The sequence below is a fragment of the Sorangium sp. So ce128 genome (assembly GCF_051525245.1).
Classification (GTDB): domain Bacteria; phylum Myxococcota_A; class Polyangia; order Polyangiales; family Polyangiaceae; genus Sorangium; species Sorangium cellulosum_B.
Map to the genome: position 1 here is coordinate 6,455,699 of NZ_CP150313.1, position 21,016 is coordinate 6,476,714.

Consider the following 21,016-nt stretch of genomic DNA (forward strand, 5'->3'; position numbering starts at 1 on the left):
GCATGCAGCTCTACCCCACGCGCACCGCCGCCCACCTGGCCATCGCCGGCGTCGCGGTCATGGGCGCCGGGCTCATCGCGCGCGAACCGGCGATCGTCGGCTGGGGCGGGGCGATCCTGGTCGCGATCGCGCTCGCCCGCGGCGTGACGCTGGTGTCGGTGGCGCGCATCCGCGCGGCTGGGTTCGAGATGCTCTGGGGCGGCTCGCGGCGGATCCTCCGTTCCGCGCGCGGAGGCACCGTCGAGATCGAGGCCGAGGTTCGGAACCGCGACACGCTCGCGGCTCGCTACGTCAAGCTGCGCACCATCGCCTCGTCGCAGCTCGACGTGCGCATCGAGCCGAACCGCGGCGAAGTCTCCGCCTCGGGTCGGCTCAAGGTGAAGGTCATCGTACGAACGCCGCGCGTCGGCCAGCACGGGCTCCACGGGCTCGCGCTCGAGGTCCACGGAGCCCCGGGCCTCTTCGAGGTGCCCCTGACCTTCGCGAACCCGTATGGCATCGAGGTGCTCCCGCGGCCCTTCATGCCGTACCTGACGCAGCCGCGCGGAGGACGCAGTCACCTCCTCGCAGCCTCTGGCAAGCCCGGGCGCGTACGCGGCGAAGGAGACGACCTGCGCGAGCTGCGAGAACACCAGCCGGGGGACCCGTTCCGGAAGATCGCGTGGAAGGCCAGCGCGCGCCGGGGCACACTGCTCGTGCGGGAGTTCGAGCGCGAGGAGCGGGATGTGGTCTGGGTCCTCGTCGATGCGGCCGTGGAGCTCTGGGCGGGTCCGCTCGGCCGCGCTCCGCTCGATCTCATGATCGACGAGGCCGCGGCCATCGCGACGAGGCACCTCGGGCGCGGCGATCGCGTCGGGCTCATCGTCCTGGCCCCCGGCCCGCGCGTGACGATCGCGCCCGATCACGGCCCAGGGCATGGCCAGAAGATCGCGCAAGCGCTCACCATCGGGTGCGGCACGTACGACGCGGATCGGAGCGAGCTCGACGAGTCGGACGTCGCGGCGCGCGTCATCGAGCACCTCAGGCCGCTCGACGCGCGCGGGCTCGACGATCTGCGCCGCGGCGACCTCGACCGGCTGGCGGCCCGCGCGGAGTCGATGCGCGCGCGTGCGCCGTTCTCGGCGCCGGCGCCGCTCGGGCGCTCGCAGCGCGAACGGACGCTGCGCCGCTACCTCGCGAGCTACGGCATCGAGTCGCCCGCGCGCGCCGAGCCGGATCGGCGCGATCCCGCCGTGGCGGTCGCCGAATCGCTCACGCACATCGCGCGCGTCAAGCCGCGCGCGAGCATGGTCTATGTCCTCGCGTCGCCTCCGGCCGACGCACAGCTGGGTCAGCTCTCGGAGGCCGTGCGTCGGCTCTCGCGGAAGGCTGTTCACGTGGTGTGGACGCTCCCGGATCTCGAGCCAGGGCTCGGGCCTCCCTGGGAGGCGCCGCGACCGCAGGAGAGCGACGGCGACGAGGGGCAGAGCGGCCCCACGCCGTCCAACAAGGCGTTCCAGGAGCTCGCGCCGATCGCGGCCGAGGCGGTGCTCATCCGCGCGCGGGTGGCTCAGACCCGCCGCGAAGCCGTGCTCCGCAAGGTCGGCGTGCGCGTGGTGCGGCTGCGCGCGACGGCAGCGCCGAACAGAGCCGCAGACGTAGCCCACGACGGGGCGCACCCACCGCAGATCTAAGGACGGGCGATGGCCATCGCAGAGCTCTTGCGCACACGCGGTCTCTCCCCGAAGAAGGGGTTCGGGCAGAACTTCCTCGTCGACGTCGATGCGGCGCGCCGGATCGCCGAGGCGGCCACGACGACGGAGGGCGGCGCGGTGATCGAGATCGGAGCAGGGCTCGGCGCGCTCACGCGGCCGCTCCTCGATCGCGCCACGCACGTCGTCGCCATCGAGCGCGATCGCGACCTCGTCCCGATCTTGCGCGAGCAGCTCGCTGGACCGCTCGAGGAAGGCCGCTTGACGCTGCTCGAGGCCGACGCAGCGCAGGTCGACTGGGTCGGCGCGCTCTCCGGCCACGCGCGGCCGCACGCGGTGGCGGGCAACCTCCCGTACCACATCACGGGCCGGCTCCTCGAGCAGGCGACCACCGTCGCGCATCAGATCGATCGCGCGGTTTTCATGGTGCAGCTCGAGGTCGCGGATCGTCTGGTCGCCGCCCCGGGCAGCGCCGACTACGGCGCGCTCTCGGTCTTCGTGCAGGCCGCGTTCGACGTGCGCCGCCTCCTGATCGCGCGCGCCGGCGCGTTCTACCCGAGGCCCGAGGTCGACTCGGCGGTCGTCGTGCTGACGCCGTGGCGCCCGCGGCGCGCCGAGGAGACGGACGCCTTCCGCGCGGCCGTGCGCGCCGCGTTCTCGGCGCGCCGCAAGACGCTCCGGAACGCCTGGAAGAACCTTTATGGCTGGTCCTCCGAGGAGCTCGAGCGGCACGCGAAGGACGCCGGCATCTCGCTCGACGCTCGCGGCGAGACGCTCAGCGTGGAGGCGTTTGCGCGGATCGCCGCCTCCAGAGAACGCTGAGCGCCCGCCACGCGCCGGCGCCCCCTCGCCGGAGCCGGAGAGTGATGCGAGATGGACGTCGCACCCGGACGTCCCGCGTAGAGCCCAGCCCCCGGAAAACACGCCCACGACCGCGCGTCCGCAGCGACGCGGCCGTCAAAAACCCCGCAGAATTTCTGGCAGACGGCACTAGTCGGACGCGCAGGTCCGTGCTAGTGGGCCCCGCGACTCGTCAAAGGACGTACGAGGAGGGCTCCCGCTCCATGGTTGTTGGAAAGATCACCCAGGTCATCGGACCGGTCGTCGATGTCGATTTCCCGGCTGGCCAGCTGCCCAAGATTCTGAACGCGCTCAAGCTGAGCAACCCGAGCATCTCGGCTGAGCCAGACAACCTCGTGCTCGAGGTCGCCCAGCACCTCGGCGAGTCGTCGGTGCGCACGATCGCGATGGACTCCACCGACGGCCTCGTGCGCGGGATGGAAGTCCGCGACACGGGCAAGCCCATCATGGTGCCGGTCGGCAACGAGTGCCTCGGCCGGATCCTGAACGTCGTCGGTGTGCCGATCGATGAAGCCGGGCCCGTGCACGCCAAGAAGATGGCGCCGATCCACCGGGAGCCGCCCCCGTTCATCGAGCAGTCGACCAAGGTCGAGGTCTTCGAGACGGGCATCAAGGTCATCGACCTGATCGCCCCCTACCGCAAGGGCGGCAAGATCGGCCTCTTCGGCGGCGCCGGCGTCGGCAAGACGGTGCTCATCCTGGAGCTCATCAACAACGTCGCGAAGGCGCACGGCGGCGTGTCCGTCTTCGCGGGCGTCGGCGAGCGGACGCGCGAGGGCAACGACCTCTTCCTCGAGATGAGCGAGTCGAAGCTCGCGGACGGCAGCCCCGTCATCTCGAAGGCCGCGCTGATCTACGGCCAGATGAACGAGCCCCCGGGCGCTCGCTCCCGCGTCGCGCTCTCGGCGCTCGCCGTGGCCGAGCACTTCCGCGACGAGGAGGGGCAGGACGTCCTCCTGTTCGTGGACAACATCTTCCGGTTCACCCAGGCCGGCTCCGAGGTGAGCGCGCTCCTCGGACGCATCCCGAGCGCCGTCGGTTACCAGCCGACCCTCTCGACGGAGATGGGCGCCTTCCAGGAGCGCATCACCTCGACGACCAAGGGCTCCGTCACCAGCGTCCAGGCGATCTACGTCCCCGCGGACGACCTGACCGACCCCGCGCCGGCCACGGCCTTCGCCCACCTCGATGCGACCACCGTGCTGTCGCGCGCGATCTCGGAGCTCGGCATCTACCCGGCCGTCGATCCGCTCGACTCGAACTCGACGATGCTCGATCCCCAGATCGTCGGTGAGAAGCACTACTCCGTCGCGCGGCGCGTTCAGCAGACGCTGCAGCGCTACAAGGACCTCCAGGACATCATCGCCATCCTCGGCATGGACGAGCTCAGCGAGGACGACAAGCTCGTCGTGGCGCGCGCCCGCAAGATCCAGAAGTTCCTGTCGCAGCCGTTCTTCGTGGCTGCCCAGTTCACCGGGCTCGAGGGCAAGCTCGTGCCGCTCAAGGACACGATCGCGGGCTTCGAGGAGATCCTCGACGGCAAGCTCGACCATGTCGCGGAGCAGGACTTCTACCTGGTGGGCGGCATCGAGGACGTGAAGGCCAAGGCGTCGCAGAGGGCGTCCTGACGCAGCCATGGCCGACACAATCCTCCTCGAGATCGTGACGCCGACCGGTCTCGCGCTGCGCGAGCAGGTCACGGACGTGACCGCGCCGAGCGTCGCCGGCGAGTTCGGTGTGCTCCCGGGTCACCTCCCGCTGCTCGCCGCGCTCCGGACCGGCCTCGTGACCTACCACCAGAACGGTCAGGAGCACCGCCTGGCCGTCCATCATGGCTTCGTCGAGGTCGCCGGTGACACCGCGCTGCTCCTCACCGAGCGCTTCGCGGTGAAGGACGACGTCGACGTCGTGAGGGTACGCCGCCGGCTCAAGGAGGTCGACACCGAGCTCGACCACTGGCAAGGCGACCTGACTGATCCGCGCCGTCGGGCGCTCATCGAAGAGGAGCAGTGGCTCGCCACCGAGCTCGAGCTCATCGGCGATCCGCCCCCTCCGATGGTCCGCGAAGACACCCGCTTCCTGGCCGAGCACGCCGAGGCGCCGCCGGTCGACGAGATGGTCGAGGCTTCCCAGCCCGACGAGAGCCTGACGGACCACAAGAAGCCCGGCTCTCCGTTCCCCGATCCGAAGTGACGTCTCTGGCGGCTACCGCCTTGCACGTGCGGCCGCCGCACAGGACACTTGTCTCCACACAGGCCGCGAGGGACTGGGAAGTCTCCCGCTTCGCGAGCCGCCCGTACCGCCGAGGCGCTGGCGCGGACGCCGCCACGCCGTCTGAGTCCACCCGTGATGATCTGCGGGCCCCGCACGCACGGAGCCCCCAAGGCAGCCCATGATCTCTCCGGAGACGATCGCGCTCGTGAAAGAGCGCACGGATCTCGTAGCGCTCATCGGCGAAAGCGTGCGCCTCACCCGCCGAGGGCACTCCTTCACCGGGCTCTGCCCCTTTCACAAGGAGAAGACGCCCAGCTTCCACGTGAGCCCGAACCGCGGGTTCTACCACTGCTTCGGCTGCAAGGAGACCGGCAGCGCCATCGACTTCGTGATGAAGCTCGAAGGCCGGACGTTCGCCGAGGCGGTCCGCGCGCTCGCCGAACGCGCCGGCATCGAGGTGGCGGAGTCGCTGACCGAGGTAGAGCGGCGCGAGGCGCAGGCGGCGCGCAGGTCGAAGGACGACCTCTATGCCGTCAACCACCTCGCCGCGACGTTCTTCGAGCACAGCCTCCGCGGGGGGCCGGGCAGCGCTCCTCACCCGCTCGCGCGCCACGCTCACGAGGAGCTCGAGCGGCGCGGCCTGCCCCTCCGCGACGGCGATGGAGCCGCCGATCCGATCGCCGACGCCCTCCAGGCGTTCCGGATCGGCTACGCCCCGTTCGGCTGGGACGGGCTCTCCACGTACCTGCGACAGCAGGGCGTCTCCCCGGTCCTCGCGGAGCGCGTCGGGCTCCTCGTACCGCGCTCGTCGGGGAGCGGACACTACGACCGCTTCCGGCACCGGCTCATGTTCGCCGTCACCGACGTGATGGGCCGGGTGATCGCGTTCAGCGGACGCGCGTTGCCCGATCCCAGCCCTTCCGAGCTCTCGTCGCTCGGCCTCACTGGCCCTGCGCCGCAGGCCGACGGCGCGCCGGCGAAGTACATCAACAGCCCCGAGTCGCCGATCTACACGAAGGGCGAGCACCTCTTCGGGCTGCACCAGGCGCGCCAGGCGATCCGTCAGCGCGGCGAGGCGATCCTCGTGGAAGGCAACTTCGACGTCGTCGCGCTCCACGCGCGCGGCATCGGCCAGGCGATCGCTCCGCTCGGTACCGCCTTCACGCCCGGACAGGCGAAGCTCATCAAGCGCTTCGCGCCCGCGGTCATCCTGCTGTTCGACGGCGACGCGGCCGGCAAGAAGGCCACGCGCGCGGCGCGCGCCCCGTGCCGTGAGGCGGGGCTCAGCGCGCGCGTCGCTGTGCTGCCTTCCGGCGTCGATCCGGACGACCTCGCGCGCAAGCACGGCCCAGAGGCGATCGCGCGCATCGTCAAGGCGGCGCGCGGCCTGCTCGAGCACCTGATCGACGAGGCGCTCGACGGCGACAGCTTCGGAGGCTCGTCGCTGCCCGAGCAGCTCGCCCGCGTGCGCGCCGTGACGACGCTGCTCGCCGACGAAGACGACCCGAACCTCAGGATGATGGCGAAGCTCTACGCCGATCGCCTCTCCTCGAAGCTCGTGATCGGCGGCCGCTCACCGGACGACCTCCGGCAGCTGGAGCGCGTCGTCGAGGAGTCCCTCTCCCGCCCGCGGAGCCAGCCTAGCCGCGAGGTGATCCCCTCCGGACAGACGACCGAGACGTGGGAGCGCGCTCGCTCACGCACGCAAATCCAGGAGGTAAGCCTGGAGATCCTGGGCGCGATCCTCGATTTTCCCGAGCTGCTGGCCGACGACGATCTCCAGACGGCGCTGGAGTGCCTCGAAGGCGACGTCGCCCTGGCGATTGTTGCGGCGCGTCAAAATTTCACTTTTGAAATGGGTCTTGTCGCCAGCGAATTTCTTGCGCAAGTCCCGGCTCCGATCCATTCATTCGCGGCTGGACGGCTGGTCTCGCCTGTCTTCGAAGCGGCCTCAACGGCCAAGGCGACGCTCTTGGAGAATTCACAAAAGTTGAGCAGACAAGCCCTGGCGCGACAGAAAGCAGCCGTCGTGAGCCAGCTCCAGAAGAGCGCGGTCGACGCTGATGCTGAAAACGCTTTGCTGCGTGAGCTATTCCAGCGGAGAGCGGGGGGTCTCGGTCTTCCTTGATGCGTTCCGGGTCGCCTCGCCGTGGCGACCCGACGTGCGTGATCCCTAGAGTTTATCGGAGTCATTGGGTGTCTTGTCGGTCGCGGCGAGCTGATCGCCGTAAGTGGAGCATGAGGTAATGGCGAGCAAGGCCAAGCAATCTTCCGGTCGGGCAGGCGGGGTCGCGAGGGCTGCGGGGGGCGGCGCGCTGAACGGCGCGCGGCACGCATCGACACGCGGGCACGCCGAGGGAGGGGCACGCCCAAGCAACAAAGGAGACGCGGGCATCCGGGCCGAGCGGTCAGAGAAGGACCGGAAGACGCTCGAAAAGCTCGTCGAAACCGGCAAGAGCAAAGGCTTTCTCACCTATGACGAGGTGAACGACGCGCTCCCCGCGGACGTCGCGCCCGATCAGCTCGACGACGTTGTGGGCGCCCTCGGCGACGAGGACATCGAGATCGTCGACGGCGCGACCCAGGTGAAGATCGCGCCGAAGCGCATCGCGGATGAGGAGGCGGGCGAGAAGAAGCTCGTCGTCACGCCCGACCGCGAAGAAGAGGACGTCGACTACTACTCGAAGTCGAACGACCCCGTCCGGATGTACCTCCGGAAGATGGGCAGCGTCTCGCTGCTCACCCGTGAGGGCGAGGTCGAGATCGCGAAGCGGATCGAGATCGGCGAGCAGAAGGTCAACGCCGCCATCCTCGACTCCCCCATCGCCGTCCGCGAGATCATCGATCTCGGAGAGAAGCTCCGGAAGCACAAGATCCGGGTGAAGGAGCTCATCAAGGACGCGGAGAACGACGATCAGGAGTTCGACGAGGAGGAGGCCGACCGGCGCATCATCCGCCTCATCGACAAGGTCAAGCGCGTCGACAAGAAGAAGGCGGAGCTCCTGGAGGAGCGCAAAGAGGTGAAGACGGAGGTCCGCCGCAAGCAGATCGACGTCGAGGTGACGCAGGCAACAGCCGAGCTCGTGACGACGCTCGAGGAGATGCGCCTCAACAAGCGGACGATCGACAAGATCGTCCAGAAGCTGAAGAGCCTCATCTCGAAGGTCGAGAAGGCCGAGGCGGGCGCGACGGAGCTGGAGCGGCGCACAGGGCTCTCGAAGGGCGAGCTCAAGCGCGAGCTCATCAAGGTGAAGGGCAACCGCGCCCTCGAGGGGCGGCTCGACAAGAAGCTCAACGTCAACCGCGAGGAGCTCAACGACTTCGAATCGACCATCAAGAACGCCCAGAAGGGCCTGAAGAAGGTCGAGGAAGAGCTCAACATCGACGTCGCTGCGATCCGCGATACCTACGAGAACATCCGCGAGGGGGAGCGGATGGCGGAGCGCGCCAAGGCGGAGCTGGTCGAGGCGAACCTCCGCCTCGTGGTCTCCATCGCGAAGAAGTACACGAACCGCGGCCTCCAGTTCCTGGACCTCATCCAGGAAGGGAACATCGGCCTCATGAAGGCCGTCGACAAGTTCGAGTACAAGCGCGGCTACAAGTTCTCGACGTACGCGACGTGGTGGATCCGGCAGGCGATCACCCGCGCGATCGCGGACCAGGCGCGGACGATCCGCATCCCGGTCCACATGATCGAGACGATCAACAAGCTGATCCGCACCTCGCGCTACCTCGTGCAGGAGTACGGCCGCGAGCCGACCCCCGAGGAGATCGCCGAGAAGATGGAGCTCCCGCTCGACAAGGTGCGCAAGGTCCTGAAGATCGCGAAGGAGCCGATCTCGCTCGAGACCCCCATCGGCGAGGAAGAGGACTCGCACCTTGGCGACTTCATCGAGGACAAGAGCGTGATCTCGCCCGCGGAGGCCGTGATCAACATGAACCTCGCGGAGCAGACCCGTAAGGTCCTGAAGACGCTGACGCCGCGCGAGGAGAAGGTGCTCCGGATGCGCTTCGGCATCGGCGAGAAGAGCGACCATACGCTCGAAGAGGTCGGTCAGGACTTCGAGGTCACGCGCGAGCGCATCCGGCAGATCGAGGCGAAGGCGCTCCGCAAGCTCCGGCACCCCAGCCGCTCGAAGCAGCTCAAGAGCTTCATCGACAGCTAGGCCGTGGGCTGGCCTGCTCGCCAACCGAAGACAGCTCTCCCGCGCAGGCCGCGCTCCTGGCCTCTCGCTGGCCAAGCACGCGCTCGCGTGGGCAGCCGTTCGCTTGGCGAGCAGCGCGCCGCAGTGGCCCTCCTCGTGCTCGCGAGCGCGGTCCTCGGCGGCTGCACCAAGACGATGTCCGAAGAAGACTGCCGCACGATCGGCGAGGGCATGCGCACCGCGTGGGCAGCAGAGGCAAAGCGGGTGGGGTCCACCTCTCCAGGGGGCCCGGGGAAAGCCTCCGTGGTGATCGACAGCGAGGGCGAGAGGCTCTCGTCGGAGTGGACATCCGACTGCAAGCGGGAGCTCGCCGGGAGCAAGGTGGACCCCGGCGAGCTCGGCTGCCTGACCCGCGCGAAGACGCTCGAAGAGCTCCGCCGGTGCGCCACGCCCTGAATATCTAGGAGCGCGGCCGCGGCGGGGCGCCGCGCGACCCCTTCAATTGAGATAGCGCTTGTCCTTCGGGGGGTCCTTCTGGCCGCCGGGGATGACCCTCAGCGGGACGCCCCCGGAGCGGCCGCGCGCCGCAGGGACGCGGCGGAGCGCGGCGGACTGCGCCTGCAGCTGACGGAAGCGGATCCGCAGATAGAAGCGACGCAGCGGGGAGAAGTCGCCGAAGAGATACCCCGCGAGCATGCCCCCGAACGGCGTGATCAGCCCCTCGGGGGGCGCGCGCATGGCGATGACGTTGAGCACCGAGATCCCGAAGATGAAGACGAGCAGCATGGTGCCCGTCACGGGGAGGACGAAGAAGAGGCGGACCGTGGCATGTCGGTGCGCGAGCGCCCACGCGACGGCGACCGCCTCGATCATCCCGAGCCCGCCGTAGAAGACCGGCCGTGCCACCTTCGGGAGGAGCGCGCCCACCACCACCTGGAGCGCGAACGCGAAGGCGGCGGAGCCGAACAGGAACGCCAGCGTGCGTCTGGCTCCCCAGCGCTCTTCGAGCGAGGCACCGAGGAAATACAGGCCGAGCAGCGTCGTGACGAAGTGCCAGGGGTCGCTCGGGTTGTGGACGAGCGGCGCGGTGAGCAGCCGCCACACCTGACCGTGGAGCACCTTCTCGCTGATGCCGAGGAACGGCTCGAGCACGCCTTCGCCGGCGCCCCCCCAGTTCAGGCCCAGGGTGAACATCACCCAGATACAGCCGATCGCGATCATCATCCCCAGCAGGGCCTTGCCTGGCTTGGGGAACCCCATCGAGCTGTGCTCCGGGCGCATGGATCTCCACCTAACAGCGGCGCCCCCGACGAGCAACCGCTGCCCCCGGACTTCACGGCGATCCGCCCGGCGCCGACCCGCCCTCCAGCGGCAGCGACGTCCGCTGCGCGCCATCCAGGACGCTCTGGGGCAGGGTCCGCCCGGCAGCGCACCAGCCCCCCCGTCAGCCCCTCCGGGGAACGCGCACGTCCCTGCTGCGCCCGCTGGCCAGGGGCTCAGAAGAAGTTGCCGATGTTGAACTCGAACTTGTACGTCTCTTCGTAGGGCAGCCGCTTGAACGGGAAGCCCCACTCGAAGCGCAGCGGTCCGAGCGGGGAGAACCACCGGAGCCCGAATCCCCACGAGGTGCGGACGTCGAGGAGGCGCTCGGCCGAGAAGCACGGGTTCGTGACGTCGTGCGGCGATGCGGGGGCGGCGTTGCAGTACAGCTTCTCGAGATTCCAGGCATTGCCCAGATCCGTGAAGACGACGCCCTTGATCTGCACGGCCTCGAGGATCGGGAACTCCAGCTCGAGGTTCTGGTAGTACATCAGGTTGCCGCCGATGTTCGCGCCGTTCGCGATAGGCAGCGAGTTCGGATCGAGCGACTCGCGGAGCGGGAGGCGCGGGCCGATGTCCCGGATCTCGAAGCCGCGCACGTCGAGGATGCCGCCCAGGAAGAAGCGGGCGAAGATCGGCACGCCCTGCGGGTTGGGGCTCGTCACCATGCCGGCCTCGGTGTTCAGCTTGAGGACCAGGCTGTCCGTGATCGGGTAGTAGAACCTCCCTGTGGCGCGGTACCGCAGGAACTCGTTCTCGCTGCCGAACACGCTGTGGGCGAGCTCCACCGAGCCCTGCAGGTAAATGCCCGAGGTCGGGAAGAGCTGGTTGTTGCGCGTGTCGAAGGTGAGCGCAGGGCGGATGCTCGACGTGAGCCCGGCGTTGAAGAGGTTGTAGAGCGGGAGCCGCTGGAACGAGGCTCGCTCCTCCGCCGTGCCGAGGCCGGTGTTCGTGGCCGACGAGATCTCGTCGTTCTCCAGCGTGTAGGTCAGCTGCGCGCGCAGCTCCGGCTCGATGAGCGGGTAGCCGAGCGTGAGCGAGCCGCCGGTGGAGGTCTGCGAGAACTCCGTGTAGGTCCGCAGCTGGTTGTAGACGCTCAGCGCCGCGGAGAACGGGCTGTCGAACAGGTACGGCTCGAAGAAGCGGACGTCGATGAGGCGCCGCGATCCGGAGATCTGCGCCTGGAGCGACAGCGACTGACCGCTCCCGAGCAGGTTCGCCTGCTGGACCTGCGCCGTCGCGATGAAGTTCTCGACGCTCGAGAAGCCCGCGCCGATCTGGAAGGTGCCCGTCGGCTTCTCGCCGATGTCGACGTTGACGTGGATGTGCTGGGGGTCGTCGCCCTGCTCGGTGGAGATGTCGACCCGCTCGAAGTAGCCGAGCGCCGTGATCCGCTGCTTCGATCGCTCCAGCTTCGTCTCGCTGAACAGCCGCCGCTCTTCCACCTCCATCTCGCGGCGGATCACCTTGTCCCGCGTCTTCGTGTTGCCGCGGATCTCGATGCGCCCGAAGTAGACGAGCTGGTTTCTGCGGATGCCGACGGTGATGTCGACCTCGCGCCTGTCCGGGTCGAGCTGGGTGTCAGGCGACGCCTCGACGTTGGCGTAGCCGGCGTCCCGGTAGAGCGTCTGGATCGCGCCGAGATCCTTCGCCAGCTCGGCGCGGTTGAACCAGTCGCCCGGCTTGGCCCGCACCATCTCGCGCAGCGCGCGGCGCCCGCCGAGCGGCTCGATCTCGCGGCCGTCGGCGTCGCGCTCGTAGACGCGGAGCGAGCGGATGCGGAAGCGAGGCCCCTCGTTGATCGTGATCGTGACCTCGATGCCCGTGCGGTCGGGCGTGAGCATCACCCTGGGCGTCGCGACCTGCGCCGCGAGGAAGCCACGATCGTAGTAGAGCGCGTTGATCACGAGGACGTCGCGCTCGAACGCGTCCTGGCGGAACGGACCGCCGGTGCCGAAGGCGAAGAAGCCCCCCTGCCCCGTGATCATGACCTCCCGGAGCTCCTCGTCCGAGATGTTCTGGTTGCCGATGAACGTGATGCGCCGGACGGTGACCGGCGAGTGCTCCTTGATCGTGAACTTGACGGTGACCTGGTTCTCCCGCTCCGGCTTGACCTCGTAGCTGACCTCGGCGAGGAAGAAGCCCTCCTCGGCGTACTTGTCGCGGAGCTTCTGCACGCCACGCCGGATCGCCGCGTAGCTCAGGATCGTGCCGGTCTTGATCTCGACCGAGAGCGCCTCGGTGAGGTCCTCGCTATCGATCTCCTTGTTGCCGGAGAACTCGATGGCCTTGATGCTCGGGCGCTCGCGGACCAGCACCCTCAGGCTCACGCCGTCGTCGCGGCGCGTGAGGTCGACCTCGACGTCGTCGAACAGGCCGGAGTCCCAGAGCTCGCGCACGTCGCGGGCCAACCCCTCGGGGGTGAACGGCCTGCCGACCCGCGTCTGCCCGAGGTAGACGAGCACGTCCTCGGTCGAGACCCGCCGGTTGCCGGCGATCGCGACCTGAGCGACCGGCTGCCCCCGAGCGAGCTCGGCCTCCGTGGGCGCCAGATGGATCGTCGGCTCGACGGCGTCGGCGGCGACCCGCGCAGGTGTACCGGCGCCAGGCTGGGCTCCTACGGTCGCGTCGGCCGGCGCGGGTGGCTGCGCAGCGCTGGCCGGGGCGGCAGGCGTGGCGCCGTCCCGGGGCGGTTGCGCGCCCGGAGCACCTCCGGGCACCTGGGCTGCCGCGAGCCGGGGTCGTATCGCCGCTACTGCAACGAACACCAGGAAGAGGCCGAGCCAGACGAGCCGCAGCCAGCGGCCGAGAAGGCGAAGCATGGGACGGGTGCCTGTCGCGTACAAGGCGCCACCCCGTAGCCCAGCGCGCCGTGAGTCTCAAGGGCGGACGCCGAAATCAAGGCGTCGCCGCCAGGTTGCGCTGCGCTGCCCTGTGTTCGGGTCGATCTCGCGGCCATCTGACGCTATGCCAGGGTCCGCACGAGCCCAGGCGAGCACTCGCTGCCAGAAATTCCCGCGAGGCAGCCTTGACCGAGCGCGAGCCCCTGGGTAATTGCCGAGGCTCGCCAGCGTTCACCTGAACATCGGAGCACCTGTTCGTCCGGTGCCCGCGCACTCCCTGGAGCATCGCGTGTCTCGAACCCCCTCCCTTCCGTCCGACGGTGACGCGTCCCGCAAGGGCCGCCGTGGCGGCCGGCCCGGTGACAGCGAGCCGCCGCCGCCCCCGGCGCCCGACACCTCGCTCGCCGACGAGGCGCAGCGCCGGTACCTGAACTATGCGCTCAGCGTCATCACGTCGCGCGCGCTGCCCGACGTCCGCGACGGGTTGAAGCCGGTGCAGCGCCGCATCCTCTACGCGATGCTGCACGACCTGCACCTCGGGCCGGACGCGAAGTACCGGAAGAGCGCCGCGGTCGTCGGTGACGTGATGGGCAAGTACCACCCGCACGGCGACGTCGCGATTTACGACGCGATGGTCCGGCTCGCGCAGGACTTCGTGATGCGGGCGCCGCTCATCGCCGGCCACGGGAACTTCGGCTCCGTGGACGGCGATGCGCCCGCCGCGATGCGTTACACCGAGGCGAAGCTCAGGCCCCTCGCGCTGGAGCTTCTCAGCGAGCTCGGCCAGCGCACCGTGGACTTTCGTCCCAACTACGACGGGACCCGCTTCGAGCCGATCGTCCTGCCGTCGCGCTTCCCCAACCTCCTCGTGAACGGCTCGCAGGGGATCGCGGTCGGGATGGCGACGAGCATCCCGCCGCACAACCTGGGCGAGGTGATCGACGCGTGCGTCGCGCTGATCGAGAGCCGCGAGCTCACCACCCACCGGCTGCTCTCGTACGTGAAGGGGCCGGATTTCCCGACCGGAGGTCAGCTGCACGCGACGAAGAAGGAGCTCGAGGCCGTCTACACGGCAGGCCAGGGCTCGCTGAAGCTCCGCGGCGAGTGGCAGCTGGAAGAGGGCGACGGCAAGCGCGGCGCCGCTCCGCAGATCGTGATCACCTCGATCCCGTACGGCATCGAGCGGAAGGCGATCGTCGAGAAGATCGCCGAGGTGATCCTCTCCAAGAAGCTGCCGACGCTCGTGGACGTCCGCGACGAGTCGACCGGCGAGGTGCGCATCGTGATGGAGCTCAAGCGCGGCGCCGACGCGCAGCTCGTGATGGCGTACCTCTACAAACAGACGCCGCTCGCGATCAACGTACAGGTGAACCTCACCTGCCTCGTGCCCACCGACAACGCGGAGATCGCCGCGCCGCGGCGGCTCGGCCTGCACGAGATCCTGACGAAGTTCCTCGACTTCCGCTACGCGACGGTGACGCGGCGGCTCGAGTTCGAGCTCGGCGAGCTGAGGCGGCGGATCAACATCCTCGAGGGGTTCGAGAAGATCTTCGACGCGCTCGACGAGGTGATCCGGATCATCCGCAAGAGCGAGGGCAAGGCCGACGCAGCCGAGAAGCTGATGAAGCGCTTCACCCTCAACGAGGAGCAGACGGACGCGATCCTCGAGCTCAAGCTCTACAGGCTGGCGCGGCTCGAGATCCTGCTCGTGCAGAAGGATCTCGGCGAGAAGCGCGCCGAGGCGAAGCGGATCGAAGGGCTGCTCCGGAGCGACGCGAAGCGCTGGGGGATGGTCCGCGACGAGCTCGTCGAGATCAAGGGATCCTACGGCGAGAAGCGCCGCACGAAGGTGGTCGGCTCGATCGACGAGCCCGAGTACCAGGCGGAGGACTTCATCGTGGCCGAGGACGCGAACGTGATCCTCTCGGCGCAGGGCTGGGTGAAGCGGGTCCGCGAGGTGAAGGATCTGGCCTCGACGCGCATCCGCGAGGGAGACAGCGTCCTCGCGGCCGTCGCCGGCTCGACGCGGTCGACGGTCGCGTTCTTCTCGAACCTCGGCGCGTGCTACGTGTGCCGCATCCACGACGTGCCGCAGTCGACCGGCTACGGCGATCCCGTGCAGAAGCTGTTCAAGCTGGCAGACGGCGAGCGGCTGATCGCGCTGATGTCCTTCGATCCGAGGGCGCTCGATGTCCCGGCGCAGACCCCGGACTCCGCCGAGCCGGAGCCGCCCTTCGCGCTGGCGATCACCCGAGGAGGCCTCGGCTTCAGGTTCTCGCTGCGGCCGCACCGCGATCCATCGACGCGCTCCGGGCGCCGCTTCGCCAAGCTGAACGAGGGCGACGAGGTGCTCTTCGTCCACGCGGTGGACGGCGCCGACCGGGTGATCTGCGCCTCGAGCGACGCCTGGGCGCTCAGCGTGGCCGTGGAGGAGCTCGCGCTGCTCTCCGGCCCGGGCAAGGGCTCGGTCGTCATGCGGGTCGCCGAAGGTGAGCGCCTGATCGGCGCCGCGATCGCCCTCAGGCCGAGCGACGCGATCACGGTCGAAACGGAGAAGGGCAAGACGCTCGAGATCGCCGCGAGCAAGATCGCCGGCCAGCGCGGCACCCAGGGCGAGCCGGTCGCACGACGCGATCGCTTCGCCCGCGTGGTGCCGCCGGCCGTCGTCGTACCGACGCTGGAGGTGAGCTGAACATGGCCGCCACGAATCCCCCGGTCCGCGCCGCTTCCGGCGCACGTTACACGGCCGCTGACATCGAGGTGCTCGAGGGGCTTGAGCCCGTCCGCAAGCGCCCCGCCATGTACATCGGCGGCACCGACGCCAGGGGCTACCACCACCTGCTCTGGGAGATCGTCGACAACGCCGTCGACGAGGCCATCAACGGGCACGCGAAGCGGATCGAGGTGACGCTCGACGCCGATCTCCAGGGCGCCACCGTGACCGACGACGGGCGCGGGATCCCGGTGGACGTCCATCCCAGGTACAAGCGCCCCGCGCTCGAGCTCATCTTCTGCACGCTGCACGCAGGCGGGAAGTTCGCGAGCGACAACTACAAGGTCTCAGGCGGGCTCCACGGCGTCGGATCGAGCGTCGTCAACGCGCTCTCCGAGCTCGTCGAGGTCCGGGTGCTGCGCGACGGGTTCGAGCACCAGCAGACGTTCTCGCGCGGCGCGCCGACCAGCAAGCTCAAGAAGGGCGCGCCCACCCGCAAGCACGGCACGAGCATCCATTTCCGGCCCGATCCGGAGATCTTCGGGCAGGGCCGGCGCTTCGATTCCGAGACCATCCGCGAGCGCCTGGAGGCCAAGGCGTACCTCCACGGAGGGCTCGAGATCGCGTTCCGCGATCTCTCGTCCGGCGAGTCGATCGTGCTCGTCCACCCGAACGGCATCGCGGACTTCTTGCCGAAGCTGGTCGCCCAGCGCGGCAAGCCGGTGACGCACCCGTCCATCTTCTACGTCGCGCGCGAGGGCGAGATCCGCCTGGAGGCCGCGCTCCAGTGGACCGAGTCGACCGACGAGTACGTGAAGTCGTACGTCAACGGCATCCCGACGCACGCGGGCGGCGCGCACGAGTCCGGCTTCAGCGGCGCGATCGTGAAGGCGGTCCGCGCGTTCATGGACGCGAAGAAGGTCCAGCCGAAGGGGGTCACGCTGACGGCCGACGACATCCGCGAGGGGATCGTGGGTGTCCTGTCCATCTACATCCAGGAGCCGCAGTTCCAGGGGCAGACAAAGGATCGACTCAACAACGCGGAGGCTGGGCCGGCGGTCGAGGGCCTGGTCCGGCCGGCGCTCGAGCAGTGGATGCTCCACAACGGCACGGCCGGCGAGTCGATCGTGGCCCGCGCGATCCTGGCGGCGCGCGCCAGGGAGGCGCGGCGCGAGGCGACCCAGCAGGTCCTGCGCAAGACGCCGGTGTCGCACCGGCTCAACCTCCCGGGGAAGCTCGCCGATTGCGCCTCGACCGATCCGAGCGAGAGCGAGCTCTTCATCGTCGAGGGCGACAGCGCAGGTGGCTCAGCCAAGCAGGGCCGGGACCGCCGGACCCAGGCGATCCTCCCGCTCCGCGGCAAGGTGCTCAACGCGGAGCAGGCCTCGACCTCGAAGGTGCTCGGCAACAAGGAGCTCCAGGACATCGTGAGCGCGCTGGGCTGCGGCTTTGGAAAGGACTTCGATGCCTCCAAGTTGCGCTATGGAAGGATTTTTCTGCTCATGGACGCCGACAGCGACGGCCAGCACATCGCGACGCTGCTGCTGACGTTCTTCTACCGGCACCTGCCCGGCCTGCTCCGCGGCGGGCACGTGTTCCTCGCGCAGCCGCCCCTCTACAGGATCGACGTCGGCAAGGAGACGCACTGGGCGCTCGACGACGCGGAGCGCGACCGGGTCCTCGCGAAGCTCCCCAAGACGGCCAAGGCGGATATCTCGCGGTTCAAGGGGCTCGGCGAGATGCCCGCGGAGGACCTCAAGGCGACCACGCTCGACATCCGACGCCGGCGCGCGCTGCGCATCGTGATCGAGGGAGAGATCGAGACCGATCGCATCCTGAACGAGCTGATGGGCAAGGACGCCCAGGCGCGCTTCCGCTTCATCATGGAGCGCGCGCCGAACGCCGAGATCGACGTCTGACATCGATCCCTCGTTCGAGAGGTCGCGGCGACTTCGCGCCTCGCGCGGACGTCGTTGGATGCGGCGCCGCGCTCCAGCATTCATCCTCCCTGACCCCCATGAGCTCGCCGCGAGGATGTCGCGATGCAGGCGACCGACATGGCGTGCACGTCGCGAAGACACAATGTGCCAACCACGGGTGATCTCTGGCGCCTGTGCCACGTGAACGGCAGGCCACACCCCGTCGGACATCGCGAGCAGGTTGCCGGGCAATCGCGATATTTTGTGCTGCTGAATGCCGACCCACGGGAGCCGAGAGCGCTGCGTCAGCTTGCGGCCTGCTGGTTGCAATACGTCGCGCCGGTGGCCGCGATGACCGCGAGACACCGCCCTTTCACCGCTGGAGAGGTACTCGTGACGACTGCGCTTCCCATCTCGACTCCGCTCGCACCCTCCTCGTCCCACAGCATGCCGGCCGCATGTTCCCTGTCGGTTCCGAGCGGCGCGCCTGCCGCACGGCCGGCGTCGCTCCCCACGCCTGGCGTCGCTGCGCCCAGCCACGGCGCGCAGCCGCCGCGCGAGCGCGCTGCAGCGACCGGCGTCTCCCGATCCACGCCACCACTGCGCGCGGCAGCCCCGCTGCCGCGCAGTACCTCGGAGCGGATCCTGCTCGGCCGCGACCGCATCCGCAGCGCCGCGGAAGCAGGCCAGAGGATCCGTTCTTACGAGGTCGCGCTGGACCTCGATCTGTCCGAGTTTCACTTCGCACGGCTCTTCCGTGCCGCCTTCGGGTCATCGCCCCACGTCTATTACGATGAGGTGCGTGCGGAGCGCGCGCGAACGCTCCTGCATGAGGGGCTAACCGAGGGAGAGGTCGCCCGCCGCATCGGCTTCCGCAGGCCTGCAGAGCTCCGCGCCCTCCTGTCCAAGCGCGGCAGCACGCCGCCCTCGGCCGGAGAGACGGAGCCGAGCGACGCCTCTGCCGAGTGAGCTGACGGCAGAGATCGACCCTGCGGAGCGCCGGCACCGCCGCCTCCGGTGCGAGGACAAAGTGCTTACCCCCATGACACGACGATCAGAGCCTCCGGTGCGTGAGCGACGGTAGGTTCGCCCTGACCCGATCGAGGTAGGAGGGGTCGAGCATCGCCATCGCGATCCCCTCCCCTTCCGAGGCCTGAGCGATCACCTCACCCCACGGATCGATGACGCACGATTTCCCGAACGTCGCTCGCCCGCCTGGATGCTTGCCCCACTGCGCCGCAGCCATGACGTACGCCTGGGCCTCGATGGCCCGGGCGCGGAGCAGGACCAGCCAGTGGTCCTTGCCGGTGAGCAGGGTGAACGCCGCAGGGACGGCGATCGCCTCTGCGCCCCCGGACGAGAGCGCGCGGTAGAGCTCCGGGAACCGGACATCGTAGCAGATCGACAGCCCGAGCTTCACGCCGTCGATCTCGGTGACGACGGGGCGCTCCCCGGCGGTCGTCGACGCCGACTCGCGGTACTTCGTTCCGTCGGCGATCTCGACGTCGAAGAGGTGAATCTTCCTGTAGCGCGCGGTGAGCCGGCCGTCGGCCCCGAAGACCGCGCAGGTGTTGTACGGCCGCGCCGGATCGTGCGCGCGTTCGGGGAAGCCGCCGGCCACGACGGTCACCCGGGCGGAGCGCGCCGCGTCGGCGAGACGCCGCGCGATCGGGCCGCCGCCAGCGTCGAGGTCCTCCGCGATGTTGCGCTTCCCCTCCTCGTTGCCCATGTACGCGAAGTTCTCGGGCAGCACGACCGTCGTCGCCCCACGGCGCGCCGCCTCGACGACGAGCACCTCGACCCGCGCCAGGTTCTCGCTCACGTTCTCCTGGCTGGAGAGCTGAAGGGCCGCCCAGATCACCGGTTTCTCCATTCGGCAAGCCTACCGCACGGGGACCCGACGTGGACCACGCGCCAACTGGAGCGCAGGGATCGTCAGATTCCTTGATCTCCGGACGCTCCCGCAGCGCCACCGGCACCTGCGCCACCTGCCCCGCCGGCGCCCGCGGCCCCACCCGCACCAGCGCCACCTGCCCCGCCGGCGCCAGCGGCACCTGCCCCGCCAGCGCCAGCAGCGCCACCGGCACCTGCGCCACCTGCCCCGCCGGCGCCCGCGGCTCCACCGCTGCCGTCCACCTCGGCGGGCGCGGCGCACTCGAGCGGCGCGCCGGAGTAGGTGCACCTGGCGCTGCACGCGGCGCACACACAGGCGAGCACCCGCTGGAACATCCGGTGAGCGGCGCCCGCATCGTCCGGGAACACACACGCCATCTGGCAGGCTTTGTTGTGGCCGCACCCCTTGAGGCACAGGCTGATCGGCCTGCACTCAGGCTCCCCGTCGCACGCCGCGAGCTCCGCCTCGCAGCGCCCACCGCGGGACGCATGCTCGTTGAAGCAATCGCCGCAGCGCCCGGCTTCGCCGCCATAGGCCGCGAGGCACTCGCATAGGTTCGCCGGCCCCTCGTCGGCGCCCGCATCGGGCGGCGCTCCCCCCGAGGCGCCCGCGCTGGCGGAGGCGCCCGCCTGAGGGCGCGGCGTCGCGAGCCGCTCGTCGGTGCAGCTCGGGAGCGACGCGAGCGCAAGCGCCGCGCCCCAGGCCATCACGCCGCAGAGGACAGCCCAGCCGTACAACCCGACAGGAGCGCGCATCGCCCTCCGCTCGATCGCCATGATGGGGACGAGCGTAGCCTGCCTCTCTCCCGCGACCGAGCCTGAGCCGCTGGGCTCATGGACGTCCGCAGGATCCGCCGAGGCCGCACGGAACCCTCTCCCGGCGGCGCCCGATCGCTCCTATGCTTTCCCCGCACGTCACAAAAATTCTCATGGAAATCGCTCCCCTGTCGTTGTTGCCGCGCTCCGTGCTCGCCCTCGCCAAGGAGGTCGCGCGCGCGCTGCTCCGGCGACCTGTCGTCGGGATCGCCGCCGCCGCTCAGACCGCCGACGGCCGGTGGCTGCTCGTTCGCCGCAGCGACACCGGAACATGGGCGCTCCCGGGAGGCACCCTGGAATGGGGAGAGACGCTCCGCGACAGCATCGTGCGGGAGCTCGCCGAGGAGGCCGGCGTCACCGAGGTCGAGCTCGGGCGGGTCGTGGGCGTGTACTCGCGGCCCGATCGCGACATCCGCTTCCACGCCGTGACGGTCGTCGTCACCGCCCGGATCGCCGCGCCGACGCGCCCTCCGCAAAACCCGCTCGAGATCCGCGAGGTCAGGCTGTTCCGGGAAGACGAGCTCCCGTCCGAGCTCGCGATGGACATGGGGGATCTCTTCGCCGCCGCCCGGCGCGCCGGCGACACAGAGCTCGAGTGAGC

Annotated in this window: 15 protein-coding genes; 11 read left to right on the forward strand and 4 right to left on the reverse strand. The window is 69.5% G+C overall.

Annotation, left to right across the window (positions count from 1 at the left end):
- Positions 1-2 precede the first annotated feature (2 nt).
- The 7 genes from WME82_RS24445 to WME82_RS24475 all read left to right on the forward strand — a co-directional run bounded on the left by WME82_RS24445 (position 3) and on the right by WME82_RS24475 (position 9,367).
- Complete coding sequence (locus WME82_RS24445; RefSeq protein WP_438044757.1) at positions 3-1,673, forward strand: DUF58 domain-containing protein; 1,671 nt, start codon at positions 3-5, stop codon at positions 1,671-1,673.
- A 9-nt stretch (positions 1,674-1,682) separates the two neighbouring features.
- Positions 1,683-2,513, forward strand: coding sequence for a 16S rRNA (adenine(1518)-N(6)/adenine(1519)-N(6))-dimethyltransferase RsmA (gene rsmA / locus WME82_RS24450; RefSeq protein ID WP_438044758.1), 831 nt, complete (start codon positions 1,683-1,685; stop codon positions 2,511-2,513).
- Positions 2,514-2,755: 242 nt separating this feature from the next.
- Complete coding sequence (gene atpD / locus WME82_RS24455) at positions 2,756-4,180, forward strand: F0F1 ATP synthase subunit beta (RefSeq protein WP_437747860.1); 1,425 nt, start codon at positions 2,756-2,758, stop codon at positions 4,178-4,180.
- A 7-nt stretch (positions 4,181-4,187) separates the two neighbouring features.
- Complete coding sequence (gene atpC, locus WME82_RS24460; protein ID WP_437747861.1) at positions 4,188-4,745, forward strand: ATP synthase F1 subunit epsilon; 558 nt, start codon at positions 4,188-4,190, stop codon at positions 4,743-4,745.
- Positions 4,746-4,944: 199 nt separating this feature from the next.
- Entirely contained in the window at positions 4,945-6,894 is a 1,950-nt protein-coding gene (gene dnaG, locus WME82_RS24465) for a DNA primase (protein ID WP_437747862.1), read from the forward strand.
- Positions 6,895-7,012: 118 nt separating this feature from the next.
- Positions 7,013-8,932, forward strand: coding sequence for an RNA polymerase sigma factor RpoD (gene rpoD / locus WME82_RS24470; protein ID WP_438044759.1), 1,920 nt, complete (start codon positions 7,013-7,015; stop codon positions 8,930-8,932).
- 87 nt (positions 8,933-9,019) lie between these two features.
- On the forward strand, positions 9,020-9,367 hold the full coding sequence (locus tag WME82_RS24475) for a hypothetical protein (RefSeq protein WP_437747863.1): 348 nt from the start codon (positions 9,020-9,022) through the stop codon (positions 9,365-9,367).
- A gap of 42 nt (positions 9,368-9,409) precedes the next feature.
- Here WME82_RS24475 and WME82_RS24480 read toward each other — a convergent pair whose 3' ends face one another.
- Positions 9,410-10,192, reverse strand: coding sequence for a rhomboid family intramembrane serine protease (locus WME82_RS24480; protein WP_437747864.1), 783 nt, complete (start codon positions 10,190-10,192; stop codon positions 9,410-9,412).
- 215 nt (positions 10,193-10,407) lie between these two features.
- Positions 10,408-13,053, reverse strand: a complete 2,646-nt coding sequence (gene bamA, locus WME82_RS24485) for an outer membrane protein assembly factor BamA (RefSeq protein ID WP_438044760.1) — start codon at positions 13,051-13,053, stop codon at positions 10,408-10,410.
- Positions 13,054-13,363: 310 nt separating this feature from the next.
- Here bamA and WME82_RS24490 point away from each other — a divergent pair, with 310 nt between their 5' ends.
- From WME82_RS24490 to WME82_RS24500, 3 genes are all read left to right on the forward strand, one after another.
- Positions 13,364-15,766 (forward strand): DNA gyrase/topoisomerase IV subunit A, encoded by a 2,403-nt coding sequence (locus tag WME82_RS24490; RefSeq protein WP_438044761.1) that lies wholly within the window; start codon positions 13,364-13,366, stop codon positions 15,764-15,766.
- 2 nt (positions 15,767-15,768) lie between these two features.
- Entirely contained in the window at positions 15,769-17,706 is a 1,938-nt protein-coding gene (locus WME82_RS24495; protein ID WP_438044762.1) for a DNA gyrase/topoisomerase IV subunit B, read from the forward strand.
- A gap of 123 nt (positions 17,707-17,829) precedes the next feature.
- Positions 17,830-18,675 (forward strand): helix-turn-helix domain-containing protein, encoded by an 846-nt coding sequence (locus WME82_RS24500; RefSeq protein WP_438044763.1) that lies wholly within the window; start codon positions 17,830-17,832, stop codon positions 18,673-18,675.
- Positions 18,676-18,760: 85 nt separating this feature from the next.
- Here WME82_RS24500 and WME82_RS24505 read toward each other — a convergent pair whose 3' ends face one another.
- Both WME82_RS24505 and WME82_RS24510 read right to left on the reverse strand, forming a co-directional pair.
- Positions 18,761-19,579: a carbon-nitrogen hydrolase family protein gene (locus WME82_RS24505; RefSeq protein WP_438044764.1), complete on the reverse strand. Its 819-nt coding sequence runs from the start codon at positions 19,577-19,579 to the stop codon at positions 18,761-18,763.
- A 62-nt stretch (positions 19,580-19,641) separates the two neighbouring features.
- On the reverse strand, positions 19,642-20,376 hold the full coding sequence (locus WME82_RS24510) for a hypothetical protein (protein WP_438044765.1): 735 nt from the start codon (positions 20,374-20,376) through the stop codon (positions 19,642-19,644).
- 152 nt (positions 20,377-20,528) lie between these two features.
- Here WME82_RS24510 and WME82_RS24515 point away from each other — a divergent pair, with 152 nt between their 5' ends.
- Entirely contained in the window at positions 20,529-21,014 is a 486-nt protein-coding gene (locus tag WME82_RS24515) for an NUDIX hydrolase (RefSeq protein ID WP_437747871.1), read from the forward strand.
- The last annotated feature ends 2 nt before the right edge of the window (positions 21,015-21,016 follow it).